We start from the raw sequence: 20,219 nt of genomic DNA, 5'->3' as shown, positions 1-20,219 counted from the left end.
GTATATTCCGGGATACCGCATCATTTGGCCCGCCCCTTCCGGTTTTCACGCTGGAATCGGCGGCGGCGTTATGATAAGGGCATCCCGCAGAAAAACGCCCTATGGACGTGTTTTCGTCTGCAGTTATCTCCGCGTTTGGCGGCAAAAAAGGACACAAAAAACCCCGGAACACAATGCTCCGGGGTTTTTGTGCGCATGACAGCAAAAAAACGCGGAGACGCAAGGTCTCCGCGGCATATGAAAATCAATCCCTTATGTCATATCAGAACATGGGAACCTTCTTAGGCCGATGAAAGGAGACCGATATGCGATTCGAATGGATGGCGTTTGCCGCAATGTACGTTTTGTTTTTCATGATTTATCGTCTCCTTTCCTGTCATATGCTGCCATCATAACCATTTTATCGATTCATTGTCAAGCCCTTTTTATTTGACGTTCTCCCAGCGGGTCCACAGCTCGCGCGGATTCAGCTCGTACACGCCGTCTTCGCGGTACATGAACTGATGCATAATAAATTCCCTGCGGATGGTTGCGTAATCCTCGTGGAATTGTTTTATGAACTCGTTGATTTCCTTTTCGGCATACTTTCGACCCGGTTCAAGCCGCTCTACCAGATGCTCCAAAGCGATCAGCTTTTTTTTGTATTGGGCCGGAATGGAACGCAGGCGCCCGTCCTTGGCGAAGAAATTGCGAATCACCGCTTCCTTCATTTGTTCGTTGGCGGTTGTCGTCATGTCTTTTCCTCCTTCCTTGAAAATGAATTGGAGCGACGCCTCGGCATGCTGCTGGATAAAATACCGGTTTTGGGCAAAATAGACCGTGTTCTTGTCGCGTCGTTCCGTAATCAGCGCGGCTTCCCTCAGCTTCGCGGCATGGTGGGTGACCGTCGGCTGGGAAATGTTCAGCTTTTCCGCCAACGTCTGGCCGTTCATCTCGCCTTCGGACAGCAGCAGCAAAATCCGCAGACGCGTCGGATCGCCCAGCGCTTTGTGATAGTTCACGATTTTTTCGAGCTGCATTTCCTCACCCTTTCCTAAACACAAAATTATTAAATTAGATAAATATCTAATTTTATGTTTGGCTAATTATATGATTATCGAATCGAAAATGTCAATCTATTTTCGCCATTTAATCCCGGGTAAGCTGCTGGTTTTTGTCAGTCGATTACGTTACGATAAGTAGTGAATTGTTTATTGCCAGAGGAGGAACTTACGTCATGCAAGATGTCATAATTATCGGAGCCGGCCCCTGCGGACTATCGGCGGCTATTGAATGTCAACGAAAAGGGCTGTCCACGCGGATCATTGAAAAGCACTGCATAGTGCATTCCATATTTTTATATCCGACCCATATGCAATTTTTCAGTACGGCCGAGCTGCTGGAGATCGGCGACATCCCGTTCCCATCTTCCAACGAGAAGCCGTTCCGTTACGAAGCCCTTGCATACTACCGCAAAGTAGCTTCCCATTACGGACTGGAAATTTCGCAATATGAAGAAGCCCTCACCGTCGAGAAAAAGGCCGATCAGTCCTTTACCGTCAAAACGGTGGACCGTTCGGGCAAGCCGCATCAATACGAAGCGCGGAACGTCGTCATTTCGACCGGTTACTTCGACCATCCCAACTACATCGGCATTCCGGGCGAAGATCTCGACAAAGTTACGCATTATTTCCGCGAGGCTCATCCTTACAGCGGAATGAAAGTCGCCATCATCGGAGGCAGCAATTCAGCGGTTGATGCGGCAATGGAACTGATCCGCGTCGGCGCCGAAATCGACATGATCTACCGCGGCGAAACGGTGTCCGAGAATATCAAACCTTGGGTGCGCCCGGTATTCGAAGCGATGGTGCAAAAGGGCAAAATTACCGTCCACGTGGAATCGCATGTCTCAGAAATAACCGAAGATTCGGTGACCATCACCGGCAAAAACGGCGAAACGAGCAGGATCGACAACGATTTCGTTCTCGCCCTGACGGGCTTCCGCCCGGACCGGAAGCTGCTGACGTCCTGCGGCGTGGAGCTTGACGACGACATGGAAAAGCCGCGGTATAACACCGAAACGATGGAAAGCAACGTGCCCGGACTATACGTGGCCGGTGTCATCGCATCGGGACGAAACGCGAACGAAGTGTTTATCGAAACCGGCCGGAAACACGGCGCCCTGATCGCGGAACATATCATCCGGACAAGAGCATAAAAAAATCTATCGTCGTATCTTCACAGAAGACGGACCTCCCTTAGCGGAAATTTTCCTTGAGATATAAGGAAGCTTTCGCTTCGAAACTTATACTTTCTTATATCTTAAGAAAAACATCCGTTTTTGGCGCCCGCCTGATCAAGCGTTCGCCGAAAACGGATATTTTTTGCCAGCGGTAAGAATACTGCTGTATAGTAAGCGCCTTTTTCCTGATTGGGTGAGTTTGACATTTAAGTGATGAAATTAGCTTCGTGAATCTATGCTACAACGGAGGGAAGCGGATGGACTTTACGTCATTGATTTTACTGCTCCTGGCGGCTTTGGGCATCATCAGCAGCAACACGCCGATCACGATCGCGGTGATCGTGCTGCTGCTGATCCGGGTGCTGCATTTGCAGCAGCTGTTTCCTTGGCTTGAAAAATACGGCCTGACGGTCGGAATCGTTATATTGACCATCGGGGTGATGACGCCTTTGGCCAGCGGAAAAATAAGCCTGCAGGCGATAGGCGAATCGTTCCTGAACTGGAAATCGCTGCTCGCCATTGCCGTCGGGATGCTGGTCGCATACCTCGGGGGCCGAGGCGCAACCTTGATGTCGATGAACCCGACGATCGTGGCCGGGCTGCTTGTCGGAACGGTGCTTGGCGTGGCTTTGCTGCGCGGCGTGCCGGTCGGTCCGCTGATCGCGGCCGGGATTTTATCCCTGCTGATCGGCAAGTCATAGCCCGTAAGCTCGCAAAATAACCCCCTGGGGCCTTCGGCTGCGAAACCGATTCCGGCATTTTTGCGGGGCCCCCGGCATTTGCAAAATCATATAGACCAGAAAAGCCTCGGCCGATACCCGGCCGAGGCTTTTCTTTCGGATCAAACTTCGAGATGCTGAACGTTAAACAGTCTGGCGTAGCTGCCGACCAAAGCCATCAGCTCTTCATGCGTCCCCTGCTCGGTGATCATCCCATGCTCCATGACCACGATCTGGTCCGCATGGGTGATCGTCGATAGGCGGTGCGCGACGATGAGCGTCGTCCGGTTTGCGGACAGCGACTGCAGCGCCTGCTGGATAAGATGCTCGGACTCCAAATCAAGCGCCGACGTCGCCTCGTCCAGCACGAGGATGTCCGGATCTTTCAGGAAGACGCGGGCGATGGCGATCCGCTGCTTTTGGCCCCCCGACAGCTTGACGCCCCTTTCCCCGACCTCCGTATCGTAGCCTTCCGGCAGGTCCATGATGAAATCATGGGCGTTGGCGCGGATGGCCGCTTCGCGGACTTGATCATCTGTGGCGTCCGGATTGCCGATCAGGATATTGTCTTTGACCGAGCCGCTGAACAAAAAGTTATCCTGAAGCACCATGCCGATCGAACCGCGGACGCTTTCCATCGTCAGGTTCCGCACGTCCGATCCGTTGATCGACACGCTGCCCTTCTGAATGTCATAAAAACGCGGAATCAGCGAGATCAGGCTCGATTTGCCTCCGCCGCTCATGCCGACAAAAGCCACGGTTTGGCCGTGTCCGATTTCCAGGTTGACGTCTTTCAGCACCCAATCGGCCTGCTCGTTGTATTTGAACCACACCCCGTCAAACGTAATGGTGCGCGCCGGCGCATCCAGCTTTCTCGCGTCGGGGGAGTCGACGATGTCGTACGGCTCGTTCATCAGCTCCATCACCCGCTCCAGCGAAGCCGAAGCCTGCGTGAGCACGGTGGATGAATTGATCAGCCGTTTGAGCGGCGAATACAGCCTGTCCAAATAGCCGAAAAAGGCGACGAACGTGCCGATCGTCAAGCTGTGGTGGATGACGCGGTAACCGCCGTACCCGATGACAAGCAGCGGCGCGATGTCGGTCAGCGTATTGATGATCGAAAACGTCAGCGCGTTCCAGCGGGTTTGGGCCATCGCCTTGTTCAGGAAATTTTGGTTGATCCCGGTAAACTGGCGATGGTCGTGGCGCTCGAGCGTAAAGCTGCGGATGACCGAGATTCCCTGAACCCGTTCATGCAAGTAGGCCTGGATGCCGGCGAGCGCTTGCGAGCGGTCTTTGGTCAGCTTTTTCAGCCGTTTGTAAAGGATGTTGACCGCAATGCCGTATAAAGGCAAAATCGCGATCGCTACCAGCGTTAGGACCGGGTTCAGGTAGAACATGGCCCCCAGGACAAACAGCAGCGTGAACATATCCAGCCATATATTCATCATGCCGACTTCGACGATGTTTTTCGTCTGTTCGACGTCGTTGATGAAACGCGAGATCGCTTCGCCGACCTTCGTGTTCTGGTAATATCTTAAAGACAGCCGTTGAAGGTGGGCGTACAGTTTGTTCCGCATGTCGAACAAAATCCGGCTCGTAATGAGCTGGGCGAAATACTGCCGCAAATATTCGACGGGTCCGCGGATGACGATAAACAAAATCAACGCGCCGCCCAAAATAAGAAACAGGCGGGATACCTGCTGCTGAAGCGTCATGGCGGAATTCAGAAGCAAGTCGTCGACGACGTATTTCAAAATCATCGGCAGGGTAAGCGGGATCCCGAATTTGACCATCCCGATGATCAATGTTATCAAAATCCATTTCGTATAAGGTTTAACGAACCGAAAATAGGCTTTCCAGTGATTCAATTGGATTTCTCCTCCCCTTTCAGGCTATGATGTGATGTCTTTTTGGCGAAATCTCTTGGAAACCTGCGAGGCAGGCGGTTCACCGGTTGACATTTCCCCTTTACAATGATTAGATATCCTTAAGTTGCAAGAGCTATCTTGAACCGAATCTACCGAATAATCACAGACCTTGCCGCTAGGGGCATGGACCTTCAGGAGGACCCAAATGTCAAGACAATTCGTTACGGAAGCTGTCATGCTGGCGATATACGGAGAACTGCTGCTGACTCCCGTGCCGGTTGAATATATGGTACCGTATACCAGTCTGCTCGAGCTGTACGAATTCATTTCCAGCGACGAGCCGCTCATGAGCAATAGCGACGACGACAAACATGTGAAAGAAAAAATCAAGGAACTGGTCGCTTATCTGGAAGAGCCTTTAAACAAGAAAAAAATCCAAAAAGGGCTGAACATGCCTTGGGCCAAAAGTTCATCTATCCTGATCGGCGAAACGGCGCGCATTACAGTCATCAACGCCATGGATACCGCGCCTTACGGGGAATTTTTCGATCCGGTCGAAACCGAGCTGCTGCTCGTTTCCCAGCGGGAGCAAGTACCGCTCCTGACCGATCAGCCCGAGCTGATTCACCGCATAATCGATGCCTCGGTGCCCGTGACGGTATACGACATTGACGATTTTCAGTTCGCGCTGGAATCGGACCCTTTTTCGCATCATCTGTAAACCTCGATCAAGCTCCCCGCAAGCAGCAAGAAACTCCTTTCCCGCAGGAAAGGAGTTTTTCGCATGTGGCGGCCCCGTCCGCCATGCCCGGCCGCGTTACTCGCGGCAGTGCTCGAGGAGGGTCCTCGTGATCGGATCCAACGCCGGCAGCGGCCCCCCGAAAAAACGAAGAGCCTCGTTCACTTCCGGCTTGAAATCCAGCTCGCTCTGCAGTCCCGAAGCTTCGTACAACGCGATGACCAAAAACTCTTCATCCCCGCTTTTCGCTACTTTTTTGAATTCCGGGCCCGAAAACATGCGCGCGAGGCTCACCTCCTTGGCCGTCAAGGACGTCTCCTCCCACAGTTCGCGTCGGGCCGCATCCTCCAGAGACTCTCCAGGTGTCATGGATCCGAGGGGAAGCCCCCATTCCTCAGCCCCCGCCCGCTGCTGCAGCAGCACTTCACCGGCTTTGTTTTTGACGAGGATCGCTACCTGTACGGTAATTTTGGACGTTTTTTTGATGTACTGGCGGAAATCACGGTCCAAATGAGACAAGCTTCTCCCTCCTTCCTTCCTGACTTTGTTTGCGGCTTATCCTGCGCTAGTCGTCGGCCGATCCGGATCCGCTTCATAGATATATTCGATATCGTCCAGGGATTCCAGGTACCGAACGACCAGATCATACCCTTCCAAATACCATCCGTCCTGCTCTTCTATAAAAAAGGTGATCCCTTCAAGTTCTTGCTTGAGCAGCGGACGCTCGGGCGGTTCGACCGAAATGCCCAGCGAAAAGCCGGGATGAAGTCCCCCTCCCGAACTGTAACGGGGAAAGAAGCGAAGCGCGCTGCCGGGCTGCAGCTCCAGTTCCTTGACGTACCATTTTGCCGCGTCATTGCTGATTCGAAGTTCCATCTGCTTCATTCCCTTCTTTGTTGTGGCCAGGCGATTGAGACTTCGCCTATCTCCAATATATCATAACTTAAATATGGCGACGTAGGAAAATATAAATTGACAGACGCTTGAAGACGGTGATAAAATTCTCTGCATACGAGGTTGGAAATTCAATTTATTACCAGAAGGGATGGCAGCCGTCCGGGGACCTCGCCTTGAAGCTGCCGAATCCTGACCGAAGAAAGGATGGGCGAACGTGTTCAATTTGACGGATCATCAACGGATTCAAGCAACAATTGAATATCGGTGCAGCCCAGCTGGTGGAACTGACTTTTGAGATTTGGAGACAGGTTTCAAGGAGCCAATGAATATTAGCCATTCCTTCATGTACGGCTGCGTCTACCGTCAACCGTACGCATGATGCATGTTTGGATTGCAAGGCATATCGTCCGTTTACGGGTGGTATGTCTTTTTTAATGTCTTTGCACTCCGCAGTTTGCTTACCGGCAATAAGACAAAAGCAAGAGAGGAAGTGAAAGTTTGTTCTCCGTATTAAAAAATTTGGGCTGGTTTTTCCGCCAAGAAAAGAAACGCTATTTGATCGGTCTGTTCATGCTGATCATTTGCGGCATCGGCGAGCTGTTTCCGCCGCGGCTGTTGGGAAGCGCCATCGACGAAATCGTTCGCGGCTCCATCACCTGGGCTTCGCTTGCGAAATACATCGTCCTTATGATCGTGACCTTGATCCTGATCTACATCTTCACCTACATTTGGATGCACAAGCTGTTTGGGGGCGCCAATCTGGTCGAACGCATTCTTCGCTCCCGTTACATGAACCAGCTGCTGCGCATGACGCCGCCCTTTTTCGAGCGGAACCGCACAGGCGACCTGATGGCCCGGGCGACCAATGACCTGCGCGCCGTCGCCAATACGGCCGGCTTCGGCATGCTCGTCATGACCGATTCGACGGCCTACCTCACCGTCATCCTGTTCGCGATGGGCTTTCTGATCAGCTGGAAGCTGACGCTTGCCGCCATTCTGCCGCTGCCGTTCATCGCCATTGCCATGAAAATATACGGCAAAGTCATCCATGAGCGCTACACGGACGCCCAGGACGCATTCGGCGACATGAACGACCAGGTGCTGGAATCGGTCGCCGGCGTGCGCGTCATTCGCGCCTATGTCCAGGAAAGATCGGATGAGCGCCGGTTCCAGGCCATCGCCGATGACGTGTACCGCAAAAATATGCGCGTCGCGAAGCTGGACGCCTTGTTCGAGCCGACCATCCGGCTTTGCGTCGGCCTCAGCTACGTCATCGGTCTCGCCTTCGGCATTTATCTCGTATTCAAAAACCAGATCACCCTGGGCGACCTCGTATCGTTTAATATGTACCTGGGGATGATGATTTGGCCGATGTTCGCCATCGGCGAGCTGATTAATATTATGCAGCGGGGCAGCGCGTCGCTCGACCGCGTGGAAGAAACGCTGTCGGTCGTTCCGGACGTGCAGGATGTTTCCCGCCCGACGCCCGTCGAGTCTCCGGATACGATTGTGCTTAAGGACGTGACGTTCCGTTATCCGACCTCTACGGTGGACAATTTGAAGGATATCAGCCTTTCGATCCGCCGCGGGCAGACGCTTGGCGTCGTCGGGCGCACGGGAAGCGGCAAATCGACGCTGCTTAAGCAGCTGCTTCACGAATACCCGACCGGAACCGGCGAGATTCTGATCTCGGATACGCCGATCGAGCAGATCGCCAAGGACCGGCTTCACGGCTGGATCGGGTATGTGCCGCAGGAGCAGATTCTCTTTTCCAAATCGGTGCGCGAAAACATCCAGTTCGGCAAACATCAGGCGGATGACGGCACCATCATGAACGCCATCGCCACGGCGGCCTTCGATAAAGATCTGCATACGCTCTCCGACGGTCTCGACACCTTGGTCGGCGAAAAAGGCGTGTCGTTGTCCGGCGGGCAAAAGCAGCGCGTGTCGCTGGCCCGGGCTTTCATATCCGATCCGGAGATCCTGATTCTCGACGATGCCCTCTCGGCCGTCGACGCCCGGACCGAAGCGCGGATCGTGGAAAACATCCGCGAGCAGCGCGCCGGCAAAACGACGCTGATCTCGACCCACCGCCTCTCTGCGATCGAGCATGCGGACTGGATCATCGTCCTGGACGAAGGACGCATCATCGAAGAAGGCACCCATGCCGAGCTGCTGAGCCAAGGCGGATGGTACCGCGAGCAATTCGAACGCCAGCAGGTCGAAAACAATCTGACAAACGAGGAGGAAGCGTCATATGACTCCTAAACCCGCGACGGGGAGGCGCTTGTTTCAATACGCGCTGACCGCCAAAGGCATTTTCATCGCGGCCTTCATCGCCCTCGCCATCGGCGTCGGGGCCGAGCTGGCCGGGCCTTTTATCGCCAAAACGATGATCGACGATCATATGCTTGGCATTGAACGCCCCTATTACGAAACGACGTCGGCCGATCAAGCCGCCGAATATAAAGGGCATTATTACAAGCGCGGCGACCGCTTCGCGCCGGATGAGCAAAAAGGCGCCGAGGTTCGTCTGCTGCAATCCGGGCACAGCTTCTATTTTATCGGCCAGCCCGTGGCTTCACCGGAAGGTACACGAACCTATGCCGACGGTCAAATGACCATCAAATACGGCGACAAGGTGGCGCAGTATCCGGCGGAAAAGCTGTCCGCCGCCGAGCTGTATTCTTTTTACAAACCGGAGATTCCCGGCATTATAAAGCTGGTCGGCTTGTACTGCGTTTTTCTCGTCGTCAGCATCTTTACGGAATTCGGCAAAACGTACTGGCTGCAATCCTCGGCCAACAAAGTGATCCAAAAGCTTAGAAACGACGTGTATGCGCATATGCAGCGTTTGCCGGTCTATTTTTTCGACACGCTGCCTGCCGGCAAAGTCGTCTCGCGGATCACGAACGACACCGAGGCGGTCAAGGACCTGTTTGTGGCCGTGCTAGCCAATTTCAGCTCCGGGGTGATTTACATCACCGGCGTCTATATCGCCCTCTTCCTGCTGGACGTGCGGCTCGGCCTGGTCTGCCTGTTCATCATCCCGCTCCTGATCGCCTGGATCGTGCTGTACCGCAAGCTTGCGACCAAATACAACACGATCATCCGGTCGCGCCTGAGCGAAATCAACGCCATCATCAACGAATCGATTCAAGGGATGTCCATCATCCGCGTGTTCCGCAGGCAGAAGCAAACCCGCGAAGAATTTGAAACATTGAACGAAGACTACATGAAGCACCAGAACAAAATGCTGAACCTGAACGCTTTTACGTCCCACAACCTGGTCAACGTGCTTCGGAGCTTTTCCTTCGCCGTCATCCTCGCCTACTTCGGATTCGGTTCCTTGTCGGGCGGAACGGCCGTTTCCCTCGGCGTGCTTTACGCCTTCGTGGACGTGCTCGGGCGCCTGTTCCAGCCGATTACCGGCATGGTGAACCAATTGGCTGCGCTCGACTCCTCGATGGTATCGGCCGGGCGCGTTTTTGAGCTGATGGATGAACCGGGGGAAGACGTGACGGACGGCACGATGCCGCGCTACAAAGGAAACGTCGAGTTCAAAAACGTGTCCTTTGCCTATAAAAAGGAAAACTACGTGCTGAAGAACATCAACTTCGAAGCGAAGCAGGGCCAGACGGTCGCGCTCGTGGGCCATACCGGCTCCGGCAAAAGCTCGATCATCAACCTGCTGTTCCGCTTTTACGACCCGCAAAAAGGAACGATCACGATCGACGGGCAGGACGTTAAGGCTTTGCCGAAGCAGTGGATCCGTCACCATATGGGGATCGTGCTTCAAGATCCGTACCTGTTTACGGGAACCATCGCTTCGAACGTCAGCCTCGGCGACGAAAAAATATCGCGCGAGCAGGTCGAAAAAGCGCTGCGCGACGTCGGCGCCGAGCGGATTCTCGCCCATCTGCCGCAAGGCTTCGACGAGCCGGTCATCGAAAAAGGCAGCACCTTGTCCGCAGGACAGCGGCAGCTGATTTCCTTCGCCCGCGCGCTTGCCTACGACCCGGCGATTCTGATTTTGGACGAAGCGACGGCCAACATCGATACCGAAACCGAAAGCCTGATCCAGTCGGCGCTTGAGGTGCTGAAAAAAGGCCGGACGACGTTTATCATCGCGCACCGCCTCTCGACGATCCGCAGCGCCGACCTCATTCTCGTGCTGCACCGCGGGGAAATCGTTGAACGCGGCACGCATGACGAGCTTATGCAGCTTGGCGGCCGGTATTATCAAATGTACCAGCTGCAGCAGGGCGCTTCCGGCAGCGGCAGCCTCGAGGCCCAGCCGGCCGCCGTGTCTCCGGCGTAACGATCCGTTGAAAGCTTTTGTGCAAAATTAGTTTGTGGCTCTCATAAAATAAATTGCAACCGCAAAAACCGGCCCTTGGATTCAAGAAGCCGGTTTTTGCGGTTTTTCAGAGCGGAAATCACCTTGATATCATTCCCAGTTTTTTTGTCCTAAAATGACGAATGATATTACCGGAGGCTGATTTCATTGCATAAGATGCACATATTCCTGCTGCTGCTTGTCATTTTAACGGGCGGAACCGAAAAAAAAGCCGATTATGCTTTCCACGCTCAAATCGAGAAGAAACTATCTGCGCCAAAAACGAATTTGTCCTCACGAGCCGACGCGGAGGCGATTCCTATTTTAATGTACCATTCCATTAGCCGGAACCGGCATGGAAAGCTTTTCGTGTCTCCGGAAGTATTTTATCAGCAAATGGAACACTTAAATCATGCCGGATACCATACCATAACGTTCAAAGATTTATTGCATTGGAAAACGGGGGAAGCACTCCCGGATAAACCGGTTTTGATTACTTTTGACGACGGTTATTTGGATAACTACAAGGTCGCCTACCCTATTTTAAAAGCTTTTCAAATGAAAGCTACGATATTCGTCACCAGCGATTTTATCGGCTCTCCCAATCACCTGAATTGGAGTCAAATCAGGGAAATGGAACAATCGGGTTTTATTGAAATCGGCGCGCATACCCGGCATCATGTAGAATTGACAAAAAGCAAAAAGTTACAACGTGTGGACGAAGTTTTAGGAGGCAAACGAAGGTTGGAAAAGGGTTTGGGGCACCCCGTCATCGCATTCGCTTATCCTTCGGGAAAATACAATCAGAACGTGGTTCAGGTGGTCAAGCGTGCCGGCTTTGAGTTTGCCGTAACGACAAAACCAGGTTACGCCGCGAAAAGGCAAGGATATTTAACCCTCCATCGCGTCCGGATCGGCGGCGAGCAGTCCGTGGCAGAGTTTATCCGAAAAATTCCTTGATCAATCCACTCCCCCGAATCCGTATTGTTTCGAGGGGAGATTTTTTTTTCCCCATCGACCTACCGATTTATATTGATGATGTTTTGCAAAATGACTACGCCATAATTTTCAAGACTGCACGCCATATAATCGGCGGTATGCCGTCGGGGTCATCCCCTCATGCTCCATAAACCGTTTGTTGAAGTAGCTGACGCTCGGGTAACCGGCGTCTTTGGCGATTTGCCCGATGGTCGTCTCCTTCCTTTCCAGCAGCCACTGTTTGGCCATCTGCAGCCGGCATCTCGTGACGAATTCCATCGGGGTCATCTCCGTAACGCTGCGGAACAGCTTGCAGAAATAATAACTGCTGATCCCGAGCCTCCCCGCCCATTCTTCCAGAATAAACGGCTGCGCCGCTTCCTGCTGCATGACGGGCAGCAGCTCCAGAATCCGCTTGCCCGACGTTTTCGAATTGCCCCGGGATAACGCGACCGCATGCTCGATAAATTCGGCCAAAAGCGCATACGTCAACGTGGACAGATGGGAAGAGTGCAGCATCCGGTACGTTTCGGCTTCGCTTAAAAGCGCTTCATGCGCCTGTTCGAACGCAACGCGGTTGCGAATCGTCCAAAGCGGGCTTTCATGGAATCCCCTGCCGATCAAAAAATCCTGCAGCCCCGTCCCGTAAAAGTGGAACCAGCGAACATCCCAAGGTTCCTCTTTGCTGCTGTAATACCGCTGCCGCTGCATCGGAAAATACAGCACGGCTTCGCCCGGTCCCAGTTCATGGATTTCCCCTTCGAATTCGACGTAACCTTTCCCTGCCGCAACGTAATGGATGTTAAAATTGTTCATCGCCCCGGCTTCCCGGAAAACGCTGTGCTCCGGTTCCTGCCGGTAAACGCCGACCGACTCCGGAAAACAAAAAAACGGCATGTCGGGAAGCGTCAGCAGGTGAATTTGCCTTTGCACGGCTTCACCTCCATGGATGACAATATAATTATAACGAATCGCAAAATCGTATTATATTAATTTTAAATACGCTAAATTATAATGGCAATATAATCTTATAATACCCCCAAATGAAAGGTTGTTCATCTCATTTGCGGGGTAAACGAGCCAAAGGAGTTGATTTCCGATGAGTCCGAAAAAATTGAAATGGGGCATTCTCGGCTGCGCCGGCATCGCCAAAGGTTCCGTCATTCCGGGCGTGCAAAATTCCAGCCTGAACGAAGTGTACGCCATTGCGAGCCGCGAGCTAGATAAAGCCAAAAAAACGGCGGAAGAACGGAATATCCCGGTCGCTTACGGCAGCTATAAGGAGCTTCTCCAAGATCCTTCCATCGATGTCGTTTACATACCGCTGCCCAATCACCTTCATAAAGAATGGACCATCCGCGCGGCGCAAGCAGGCAAACATATTTTATGCGAAAAGCCGCTTGCCCTGAACGAAGCGGAAGCGACGGAAATGGCGGAAGCCGCTGCGGAAGCGGGCGTGTACTTGTCCGAAGCGTTTATGTACCGCTACCACCCCCGTTACGATATGATCCGGGATTTGATCTCGTCGGGAGCCATCGGCGAAATCAGGGGGATCCGCGGCGCGTTTACGTTCAATAACGCGGGCGATATAAACAATGTCCGTTACAAAAAGGAATGGGGCGGCGGCTCGATTTATGACGTCGGCTGCTACCCGATCCATGCGGCCCGGATGCTGCTTGGCAAAGAGCCGGTTGCGGCGACGGTCAACGCCTTTTTCTCCGCGGAGCATGGCGACGTCGACATGATGGCTTCGGGCCTCATCGAATTTGATGGTTCGGTCGCTTTGACCTTCGATTGCGGCATGTGGGCGGCCTTCCGGAATCCGCTCGAGATTCTCGGAACCGACGGCATCATCGAACTCCCCTCCGCTTTTGTCGGAAGCGATAACTTTTATTTGATCGCAAACGGGGAACGCAAAGAAATCGAAGTTCCGAATGTAAACGCATACTCGCTGCAGGCGGATCATTTGGCGCATGCCATTATCCATCGCAGCCCGCTCCGCTTTGAACCTGCGGACGCCATTCATAATATGCGGGTCATCGATGCCTGCCTGCGGTCGGCAAGGGAACATATCCGGGTAGAACTATAACGGTTTGAAGGAGGTAAACACGCCATGGAATACATTTCGTTGCAAGGTTTGGAAAAAAAGGTTTCGCGGCTCATGAAAGGCTCCGACTATTTTTATCATCAAAATTATGAAAAAGCGGCGGCCAACATGGACGCTTTCTTTGCGGCAGGCGGCAATTCCGTAGACTCTGCGCATATTTATTGCGAGGGACAAAGCGAAGAAGTGATCGGACGGTATTTGAAGGAAAGAAATAACCGGGACGAGTGGGTCATTTTGACGAAAGGAGCGCATCACGACCAGCATGGACCGCGCGTCAGCAGAGAGGCGATCAAACATGACATCACGGCCAGCCTGTCGCGCCTGCAAACCGATTATATCGACATGTACGCCCTGCATCGGGACGACCCCAACGTACCGGCGGGCGAAGTCATCGAAATATTAAACGAATACGTCAAAAACGGAACCGTCCGCACGATCGGCGTGTCCAACTGGACATGGGAACGGATCCGGGACGCCAACGCTTATGCTGAGGAAAAAGGGTTGACGGGCTTCTCCTTCAGCAGCCCGAATCTGAGCCTTGCCAAAGCAAACGAACCGTTCTGGCCCGGCTGCGTTTCGGCGGATGAAGAAACCTGCAAATGGCATGAAGCCGAGCAATTCCCTTTATTCTCCTGGTCTTCCCAAGCCAGAGGTTTTTTTACCGGCAGATTTACTCCCGAAAACCGCGACAATGCCGATTTGGTCCGGGTGTTCTACAGCGACGCCAATTGGGAACGGCTCGAGCGCGCCAAACAGCTTGCCGCAGAGCGCAACGTCACCCCGATCCAAATTGCGCTCGCTTACGTGCTGAACCAGCCGTTTCCGACCTGCGCGCTGATCGGCGCCCAATCCGAAGAAGAGCTCCGTTCCTGCGACGAAGGCTCCCGCATTAAGCTGACCCGTGAGGAATTGGCCTGGCTGGATCTGTCTTCGGACGAAAGATAATCCGTACAGGAAAAGCCCTGCGTATGCCGTGGACCGAAGGCCTTGACGTCAGGGGCACCTTAACTCCATGTTCTAAAAACCCCGCCTGCCGAGATTTGTCCGGCAGTGCGGGGTCTTTTTATCCCGTCCATTTCGAATCCAGCGATTCGGGCGCCTGGGACGCCGCGCGCTCCATCGGAATGCGGATAAGTACGGTCGTGCCGACGCCCGGCGTGCTGTACAGCTGCACCCCGTAATCATTGCCGAAATACAGCTTGATCCGTTCGTTTACGTTGCGGATGCCGTAACCTCTTCCCCTCCCGCGGTTCGCGGGCGAATTTGGCGCATGCATCGCCGAAACGACCTGCTTTAGCCGTTCCCTTCCGATGCCGATGCCGTCGTCCATAATCTCGAACAAAATCGAGTTCGTTTCCTGCTCCACCCGCCCGCTGACGCGGATGTAAATATGGTCCCCGCGCCAGGCATGCTGCAGCGCGTTTTCCAAAAACGGCTGCAAAATGAGCTTGACCGTCACGTAATTAACGATCCTTGGTTCAATGTTAAACTCTGCGTCCATGCGGTCGCCGTATTTCACTTTCTGGATATCCAGGTAAGCTTGCGTTTGCTCCAATTCCTTATGGATGGCGATAATCGTCTGTCCGTCGTTTAACGACAACCGGTAAAATTTCGCCAAATTCATTACCATCTGATGCTGCTTGTCCACCTGGCCGAATTTGGCCAACCGGCTGATCGAGGAAAGCGTATTATACAAAAAATGCGGATTGATTTGCGCCTGCAGCGTTTCAAGCTCCGCTTGCTTTTTCTTCAGGTTCGTGAGGTAAACCTCCTCGATCAACCGCTCGGTTTGTTCGCCCAGCTTGTTCAGCGAAGCGGCGATCATGGCGAACTCGTCATTGCCTTTGTAATGGAACCGTTTATGAAAATCCCCCTGCTGGAACAGGTTTAATATCGAGACGACTTTGGACACCCTTCTGGAAAAAAAACGCGAGACGCCCAAAGCGAAGATCAGCACCACGATAAAGCTTGCCAGGCAGATCACGACCGTCAGCAAATTGATTTTTCGGGTTTCGTGCTGGATGATCGTATCCGGAACAAGTGCGGTCATTTTCCAGTTCAGCTTGGGCAGGTTTTCGCTCAGCGCCGTAAAACGCGACACGTCCATGAGCTTGTAGTCGGAATGCAGGTCGGGTACGTTTTCGCCCGAGCCGTAAATGATGCGGTCATTTTCATCGAGAACAAGCAGCATGCTGCCGCTGCCGAATTTGTCGACGTTGACGCTCTGGAAAATTTCAGACAGATACACGCTGATCCGCATGAAACCGATCGTCTCCAGATCAAGCGGATTACGAGTATCCACCAGCCGCCGCAGCAGACTGATCCTGCCGAATCGGCCGTCGTCTTCGACCTGCCGCCACACGACGGTTTTGCCGTAATCCTCCTTCGGAAAATCCGCGTACCAAGGTTTGTCCATAATCCGCCGCAAATGAAACAGCTCCCAATGTTTTCCCCTGGCAAGCGGGTCGGAGGCAGGAGGGTCACTGTTGTAGATTTCCGGCAGCGTTTCGTTTTTCAGGTATACGCTCATCCATATTTTGCGGTTGGTCGAATCCACGGTTTGCCGAAATTTCGGGATCAGCAGCTTGGTTGTCGTCTGGTAGCTGACCCAGCCCTCCTCGTACCGCATGATTTCCAGCGGCATGCTTTCGTCGAAATACAGCGTATCGGACAGGCGCTGCGTATCCTCCAGCTTGTAATTAATGTTGTCGCGGATTTGCGCCATCGTTCCGGTCAGATTGGTGTTCATCTGCTTGCCGTAAAGATCGACCAAGATCGTGTTGGCGATATACCCGAAAATAAAAATAGGGACGATGATTAAAAACAGATAGGAAATAAACAGCTTCATGCCGAAAGGCAACAACATGCGCCTCTTGGAATTCATTTCCATACCTACACCTTTCTCCTGAACTCGCCCGGCGTCATGCCAAACACTTCCTTGAACTGACGGCTGAAATACGGTATGTATCGGTATCCGACCCGGTCTGCAACCTCATATATTTTAATCCGCGGGTCCTTGAGCAGCTCACCGGCTTTTTCCATCCGCATCATAATGACGTATTCGCTGAAATTGGTGCCGGTAACCTCCTTGAACAGCGATCCCAAATAATTCGGCGAAAAGGACAAATAGTCCGCCACTTCTTTGAGCGTGACGTTGTCATGAAGATGCTCCCTCACGTAACGGATGATTTCTTCGACCAGCTTGGCGCTTTTTTTCTGCCTTTTGTTCTGGATGAACTCGGCGGCGCTGAACAACCTGTACCTTAACCAGGAACGAATGTCATCCATCGTTTCGTATTTCAGCATCATGTCGGGACTGGGCAGCCCGTCGTGCCGTAGGCTTTGGAACATGTTGTCGCTGAGCGATTTCAGCTGGCTTTCGAGCCTCATCCAAACGTTCATCACAAAATATTGGAGCTGCACTTTCGAGCGCATTCCCGCCGCCGCCGCGAACAACCGGTCCACTTCGTCGCTGATGCTGACCAGGTCGAAATGCAGCACCGCGTTCAGCAGCGTTTCAAGCGGCATGTCCGCAGCCTGGATATCCGCTTCACGTTCGGCTTCCAGCTTGTCATGACGGATCACTTTCCCTTTGCCAAGCAGCAGTTTGTAATCCAGCGCGGCAAGCGCCTCCCCGTACGACGTCCGGATTCGGGTGAGCCCATCCGCCAAACACCCTAAACCGATCGTGACGGAATGCGGCTGCAGCTCATGAAGCTGCCGAATGATCTGCTCCAGATCCGGCTCCTGTTTCCCGTATTCGATCAGCAAAAAAATCCGCTGCTTGGAGGTTCGGCCGATATGGCGTATGCCTCCCGCTTCAAAGATCGGCAGCGCCGATTCGTAAAACTTGTTGAACCATTCCTGCTTCAAATGCTCCGACAGCCCTTCCAGCTTCCAGCCGAGGTCGTCGATTTCGAGCGCGGCGGCCCGCGCGGGCCAGTTCGCGTGTTTTAAGCCGTATTGCTCAAGAAGCATCGACTCGGTCTCCGCCGTGACGCTTCCTTCAAGCAGCTGTAAAAGATATTCGTTTTTGGCCGTTTGCCGGTACGCCTGCTCCGTTTTTTCGCGCTGCCTCTCGGCGTCGAGCTCCTGCACGATTTTTTTGAGCGCTTCCGTCAATTCCATATCGTCCATGGGTTTCAGAACATAGTTATACGCATGCAGCGAAATCGCCTGCTTGACATAGTTAAAATCTTGGTATCCGCTTACAAAAATGACCTTGATGCGGCCGTAGCGCTCCTTCGCTTTTCTCACAAGGTCAAGACCCGACATGCCGGGCATATGTACGTCCGTGACGAGGACATCGATGTTTTCCTTCTCGATCACGCTCATGGCTTCAAAACCGTTATGGACGGCATCCACGACTTCCAAACCCAGCTCAGTCCAAGGTATGAAGGTCCTCATCCCTTCCAAATCGAGGATTTCATCATCGACGATTAAAGCTTTATACATGAAATCATCTCCTGACCGAAATGTTCGCCGCCGCTTGCGGCTGTACATGGAATTCGCCTCATAAACGCATGAGCCGCCCCGAGGGACGGCCTAGCGCATACGAACTTAGAGTCGTTTAATATTGATTATTATATAGATGATTCTATGGGTGTTTCTAAAGATGATTCTATATGACAACTATACCATTTTTTGCGACTATCCGCCGATTTTTTTCAAGTTTTCCTGCCATTTTTGCGTTTTGAACGCGAGCAGCTTGTCGTAACCTACGGCCATCGCGTCTTTTTCGGCTTTGTCCAAAATGGCCAGAACCTCTTCGTCGCTTTTCGCATACAGCGCTTTGGCTCTCGATTCGGAGAAAATTTCATCCACGCTTTGTTGAATGATGCCCTCCTCCGTGTCCGGCATTGGATTCAGGTTGACGAAGGCCGTAGCGTTGTATTGCGTTTTCCAAGTAATCGACGACTGATAGCGGCTTTCCCAGTTTTGTTTTTCAGGCGGCAGCGTTTTTTCGAATTTCATTTTGGATTTGTCGATGTACACCGTATTGCCGTTCCACTGCAGATTGACGGTCGCGTCCATCATTTTGCTGCGTTTCTCGACGTCGTTGAGGTACGTGTCGGTAAAGATCGGATATCCTTCTTCGTCCGTTCCTTTCCACAGGATACCCTCAGGTCCCCACATGATGACGCGGCTTCCTTCTTCGCCTGTCAGCCAGTCGAGGAATGCGAAAATTTTCTCCGGATCTTTGGCAGATTTGGTGATCAACGCCACGTTCCATCCCAGCTGGTTGTAGCTTCCCGTAAAAATTTTGTTTTTGTCGAGGCCTTCCTTATGAATCGGCCAAATCATCTCGTAACCGGCGGACGGATCTTTTTTCTTCAGCTCCACGTCGCCTTTGCTGCCGTATTCCGTCGGGCTGGCGCCGGCGGCGATGGCAAAACGTCCCGTGTATGCTTTTTCAAGCACCTGGTCTTTCGTTTGCGTCAAGGCATCCTGAGCCATCAGCTTTTCGCGGAACAGCTTCGAAGCGAATTGCATCGATTCGCGGTATACCGGGTCTTGGAAAATCGACGTCAGCTTGTCGCCGTTTGGCACCGCTCTTTCTCTCAGGTATACCGGGGAATGGTCTTCGCCGAAGGCGCTGTACAGAATGTCCAGCCCTTGCCCGTCTTTTGCGAGATCCGGCTCGAACGGCACGACGTTCGGATACTTCTCTTTCACGGCTTTCAGATAATTGTAGAAGTCGTCGGTCGTTTCGAGTTTAGGCGAACCGAGATCCTTGTAAATTTTGCTGTTCATCAAATATCCCGCGTTCCCCGCCGGCTGGGAGGTATACCAGTTCGGGAACTGGTACAGCTTGCCGTCGCTTGAGCGAAGCATGTTGAGCGTGGAATCGCCGGCCCATTTTTTCAGATTCGGATATTTGTCCAGATATTCGTCATAGGATACGAGCATTCCTGCCGCCCGCAAACGTTCCACGTCGGTTCCGCGGTCCGTCCAGATAACGTCCGGGAGCTCTTTGGAGGCAATCATCGTATTCAGTTTTTGAGCCGCGTTGCCGCCGGAATTGATCGCCGTCACCGTCACCTTTTTGTTGTCCTGGATCCATTTGCTGGCTTCGTCGGCGCCCCACGCCGGCATCGTATACCAGTCGTAATGTCCGTAGAAGCTGAACCCGAGCGGTTCGCTGCCAAGCTCGAATTTCCCGGATCCGGAGCCTTCCTTGTTTTCCGTCTTCTCTTCGGCTTTCGCATTATTGTTGCTCGTCCCCTCGGCCGTCTTGCCGTCGTTGCTGCCGCCTCCGCATCCCGCAAGGGCCGTGGCTGTCGTGCACAAAAAGACAAGCGTCACGATCAGCGATCTTTTCCAACTTTTCATACCCCATAACCCCTT

16 protein-coding genes are annotated in these 20,219 nt (G+C 52.9%); 8 read left to right on the top strand and 8 right to left on the bottom strand.

Going from position 1 to position 20,219, the window contains the following annotated elements:
- Window positions 1–425 precede the first annotated feature (425 nt).
- Entirely contained in the window at window positions 426–1,019 is a 594-nt protein-coding gene (locus tag RJP21_RS13670) for a DUF2087 domain-containing protein (protein WP_310859731.1), read from the bottom strand.
- A 197-nt stretch (window positions 1,020–1,216) separates the two neighbouring features.
- On the opposite strand from RJP21_RS13670, the gene RJP21_RS13665 reads away from it, so the two are divergent.
- On the top strand, window positions 1,217–2,197 hold the full coding sequence (locus RJP21_RS13665) for a YpdA family putative bacillithiol disulfide reductase (protein WP_310859730.1): 981 nt from the start codon (window positions 1,217–1,219) through the stop codon (window positions 2,195–2,197).
- Window positions 2,198–2,478: 281 nt separating this feature from the next.
- Window positions 2,479–2,922: a DUF441 domain-containing protein gene (locus tag RJP21_RS13660; protein ID WP_310859729.1), complete on the top strand. Its 444-nt coding sequence runs from the start codon at window positions 2,479–2,481 to the stop codon at window positions 2,920–2,922.
- A gap of 140 nt (window positions 2,923–3,062) precedes the next feature.
- On the opposite strand, the gene RJP21_RS13655 is transcribed toward RJP21_RS13660, so the two are convergent.
- Window positions 3,063–4,811, bottom strand: a complete 1,749-nt coding sequence (locus RJP21_RS13655; RefSeq protein ID WP_310859728.1) for an ABC transporter ATP-binding protein — start codon at window positions 4,809–4,811, stop codon at window positions 3,063–3,065.
- Between the two features lie 205 nt (window positions 4,812–5,016).
- On the opposite strand from RJP21_RS13655, the gene RJP21_RS13650 reads away from it, so the two are divergent.
- The gene (locus tag RJP21_RS13650; protein ID WP_160037474.1) at window positions 5,017–5,532 is read left to right on the top strand and encodes an ADP-heptose synthase; all 516 of its coding nucleotides are present in this window, start codon (window positions 5,017–5,019) and stop codon (window positions 5,530–5,532) included.
- Between the two features lie 96 nt (window positions 5,533–5,628).
- Here RJP21_RS13650 and RJP21_RS13645 read toward each other — a convergent pair whose 3' ends face one another.
- Both RJP21_RS13645 and RJP21_RS13640 read right to left on the bottom strand, forming a co-directional pair.
- The gene (locus tag RJP21_RS13645) at window positions 5,629–6,069 is read right to left on the bottom strand and encodes an NUDIX domain-containing protein (RefSeq protein WP_310859727.1); all 441 of its coding nucleotides are present in this window, start codon (window positions 6,067–6,069) and stop codon (window positions 5,629–5,631) included.
- Window positions 6,070–6,105: 36 nt separating this feature from the next.
- Window positions 6,106–6,426 (bottom strand): HesB/YadR/YfhF family protein, encoded by a 321-nt coding sequence (locus tag RJP21_RS13640; RefSeq protein ID WP_160037472.1) that lies wholly within the window; start codon window positions 6,424–6,426, stop codon window positions 6,106–6,108.
- A 519-nt stretch (window positions 6,427–6,945) separates the two neighbouring features.
- Between RJP21_RS13640 and RJP21_RS13635 the strand changes: the two genes are divergently transcribed.
- The 3 genes from RJP21_RS13635 (at window position 6,946) to RJP21_RS13625 (ending at window position 11,746) form a co-directional block, all read left to right on the top strand.
- Window positions 6,946–8,715 carry an ABC transporter ATP-binding protein gene (locus RJP21_RS13635; RefSeq protein WP_310859726.1) on the top strand — a complete coding sequence of 590 codons (1,770 nt, stop codon included), beginning with the start codon at window positions 6,946–6,948 and terminating at the stop codon, window positions 8,713–8,715.
- Window positions 8,705–10,768 (top strand): ABC transporter ATP-binding protein, encoded by a 2,064-nt coding sequence (locus tag RJP21_RS13630; RefSeq protein WP_310859725.1) that lies wholly within the window; start codon window positions 8,705–8,707, stop codon window positions 10,766–10,768. The genes RJP21_RS13635 and RJP21_RS13630 overlap by 11 nt, the downstream gene beginning before the upstream one ends.
- A 195-nt stretch (window positions 10,769–10,963) precedes the next feature.
- Window positions 10,964–11,746, top strand: a complete 783-nt coding sequence (locus tag RJP21_RS13625; protein ID WP_310859896.1) for a polysaccharide deacetylase family protein — start codon at window positions 10,964–10,966, stop codon at window positions 11,744–11,746.
- Between the two features lie 108 nt (window positions 11,747–11,854).
- Here the strand turns inward: RJP21_RS13625 and RJP21_RS13620 are convergent, their stop codons facing one another.
- Window positions 11,855–12,697, bottom strand: a complete 843-nt coding sequence (locus tag RJP21_RS13620) for a helix-turn-helix transcriptional regulator (protein WP_310859724.1) — start codon at window positions 12,695–12,697, stop codon at window positions 11,855–11,857.
- 166 nt (window positions 12,698–12,863) lie between these two features.
- On the opposite strand from RJP21_RS13620, the gene RJP21_RS13615 reads away from it, so the two are divergent.
- Together RJP21_RS13615 and RJP21_RS13610 are read left to right on the top strand one after the other, a co-directional pair.
- A complete protein-coding gene (locus RJP21_RS13615) occupies window positions 12,864–13,853 on the top strand; it encodes a Gfo/Idh/MocA family protein (RefSeq protein ID WP_310859723.1) in 990 nt (329 codons plus the stop codon).
- Between the two features lie 24 nt (window positions 13,854–13,877).
- On the top strand, window positions 13,878–14,816 hold the full coding sequence (locus tag RJP21_RS13610) for an aldo/keto reductase (RefSeq protein WP_310859722.1): 939 nt from the start codon (window positions 13,878–13,880) through the stop codon (window positions 14,814–14,816).
- A 118-nt stretch (window positions 14,817–14,934) separates the two neighbouring features.
- On the opposite strand, the gene RJP21_RS13605 is transcribed toward RJP21_RS13610, so the two are convergent.
- From RJP21_RS13605 to RJP21_RS13595, 3 genes are all read right to left on the bottom strand, one after another.
- Window positions 14,935–16,755 (bottom strand): cache domain-containing sensor histidine kinase, encoded by a 1,821-nt coding sequence (locus RJP21_RS13605; protein ID WP_310859721.1) that lies wholly within the window; start codon window positions 16,753–16,755, stop codon window positions 14,935–14,937.
- Window positions 16,756–16,763: 8 nt separating this feature from the next.
- A complete protein-coding gene (locus tag RJP21_RS13600; RefSeq protein ID WP_310859720.1) occupies window positions 16,764–18,326 on the bottom strand; it encodes a response regulator transcription factor in 1,563 nt (520 codons plus the stop codon).
- A 195-nt stretch (window positions 18,327–18,521) separates the two neighbouring features.
- Complete coding sequence (locus tag RJP21_RS13595) at window positions 18,522–20,204, bottom strand: extracellular solute-binding protein (protein ID WP_310859719.1); 1,683 nt, start codon at window positions 20,202–20,204, stop codon at window positions 18,522–18,524.
- Window positions 20,205–20,219: the final 15 nt, after the last annotated feature.

The sequence above is a fragment of the Paenibacillus sp. VCA1 genome (assembly GCF_031583795.1).
GTDB lineage: Bacteria > Bacillota > Bacilli > Paenibacillales > Paenibacillaceae > Paenibacillus_AQ > Paenibacillus_AQ albilobatus.
Note: the sequence above shows the minus strand (reverse complement) of the source record. Positions and strands in the feature narration are given on the sequence as shown.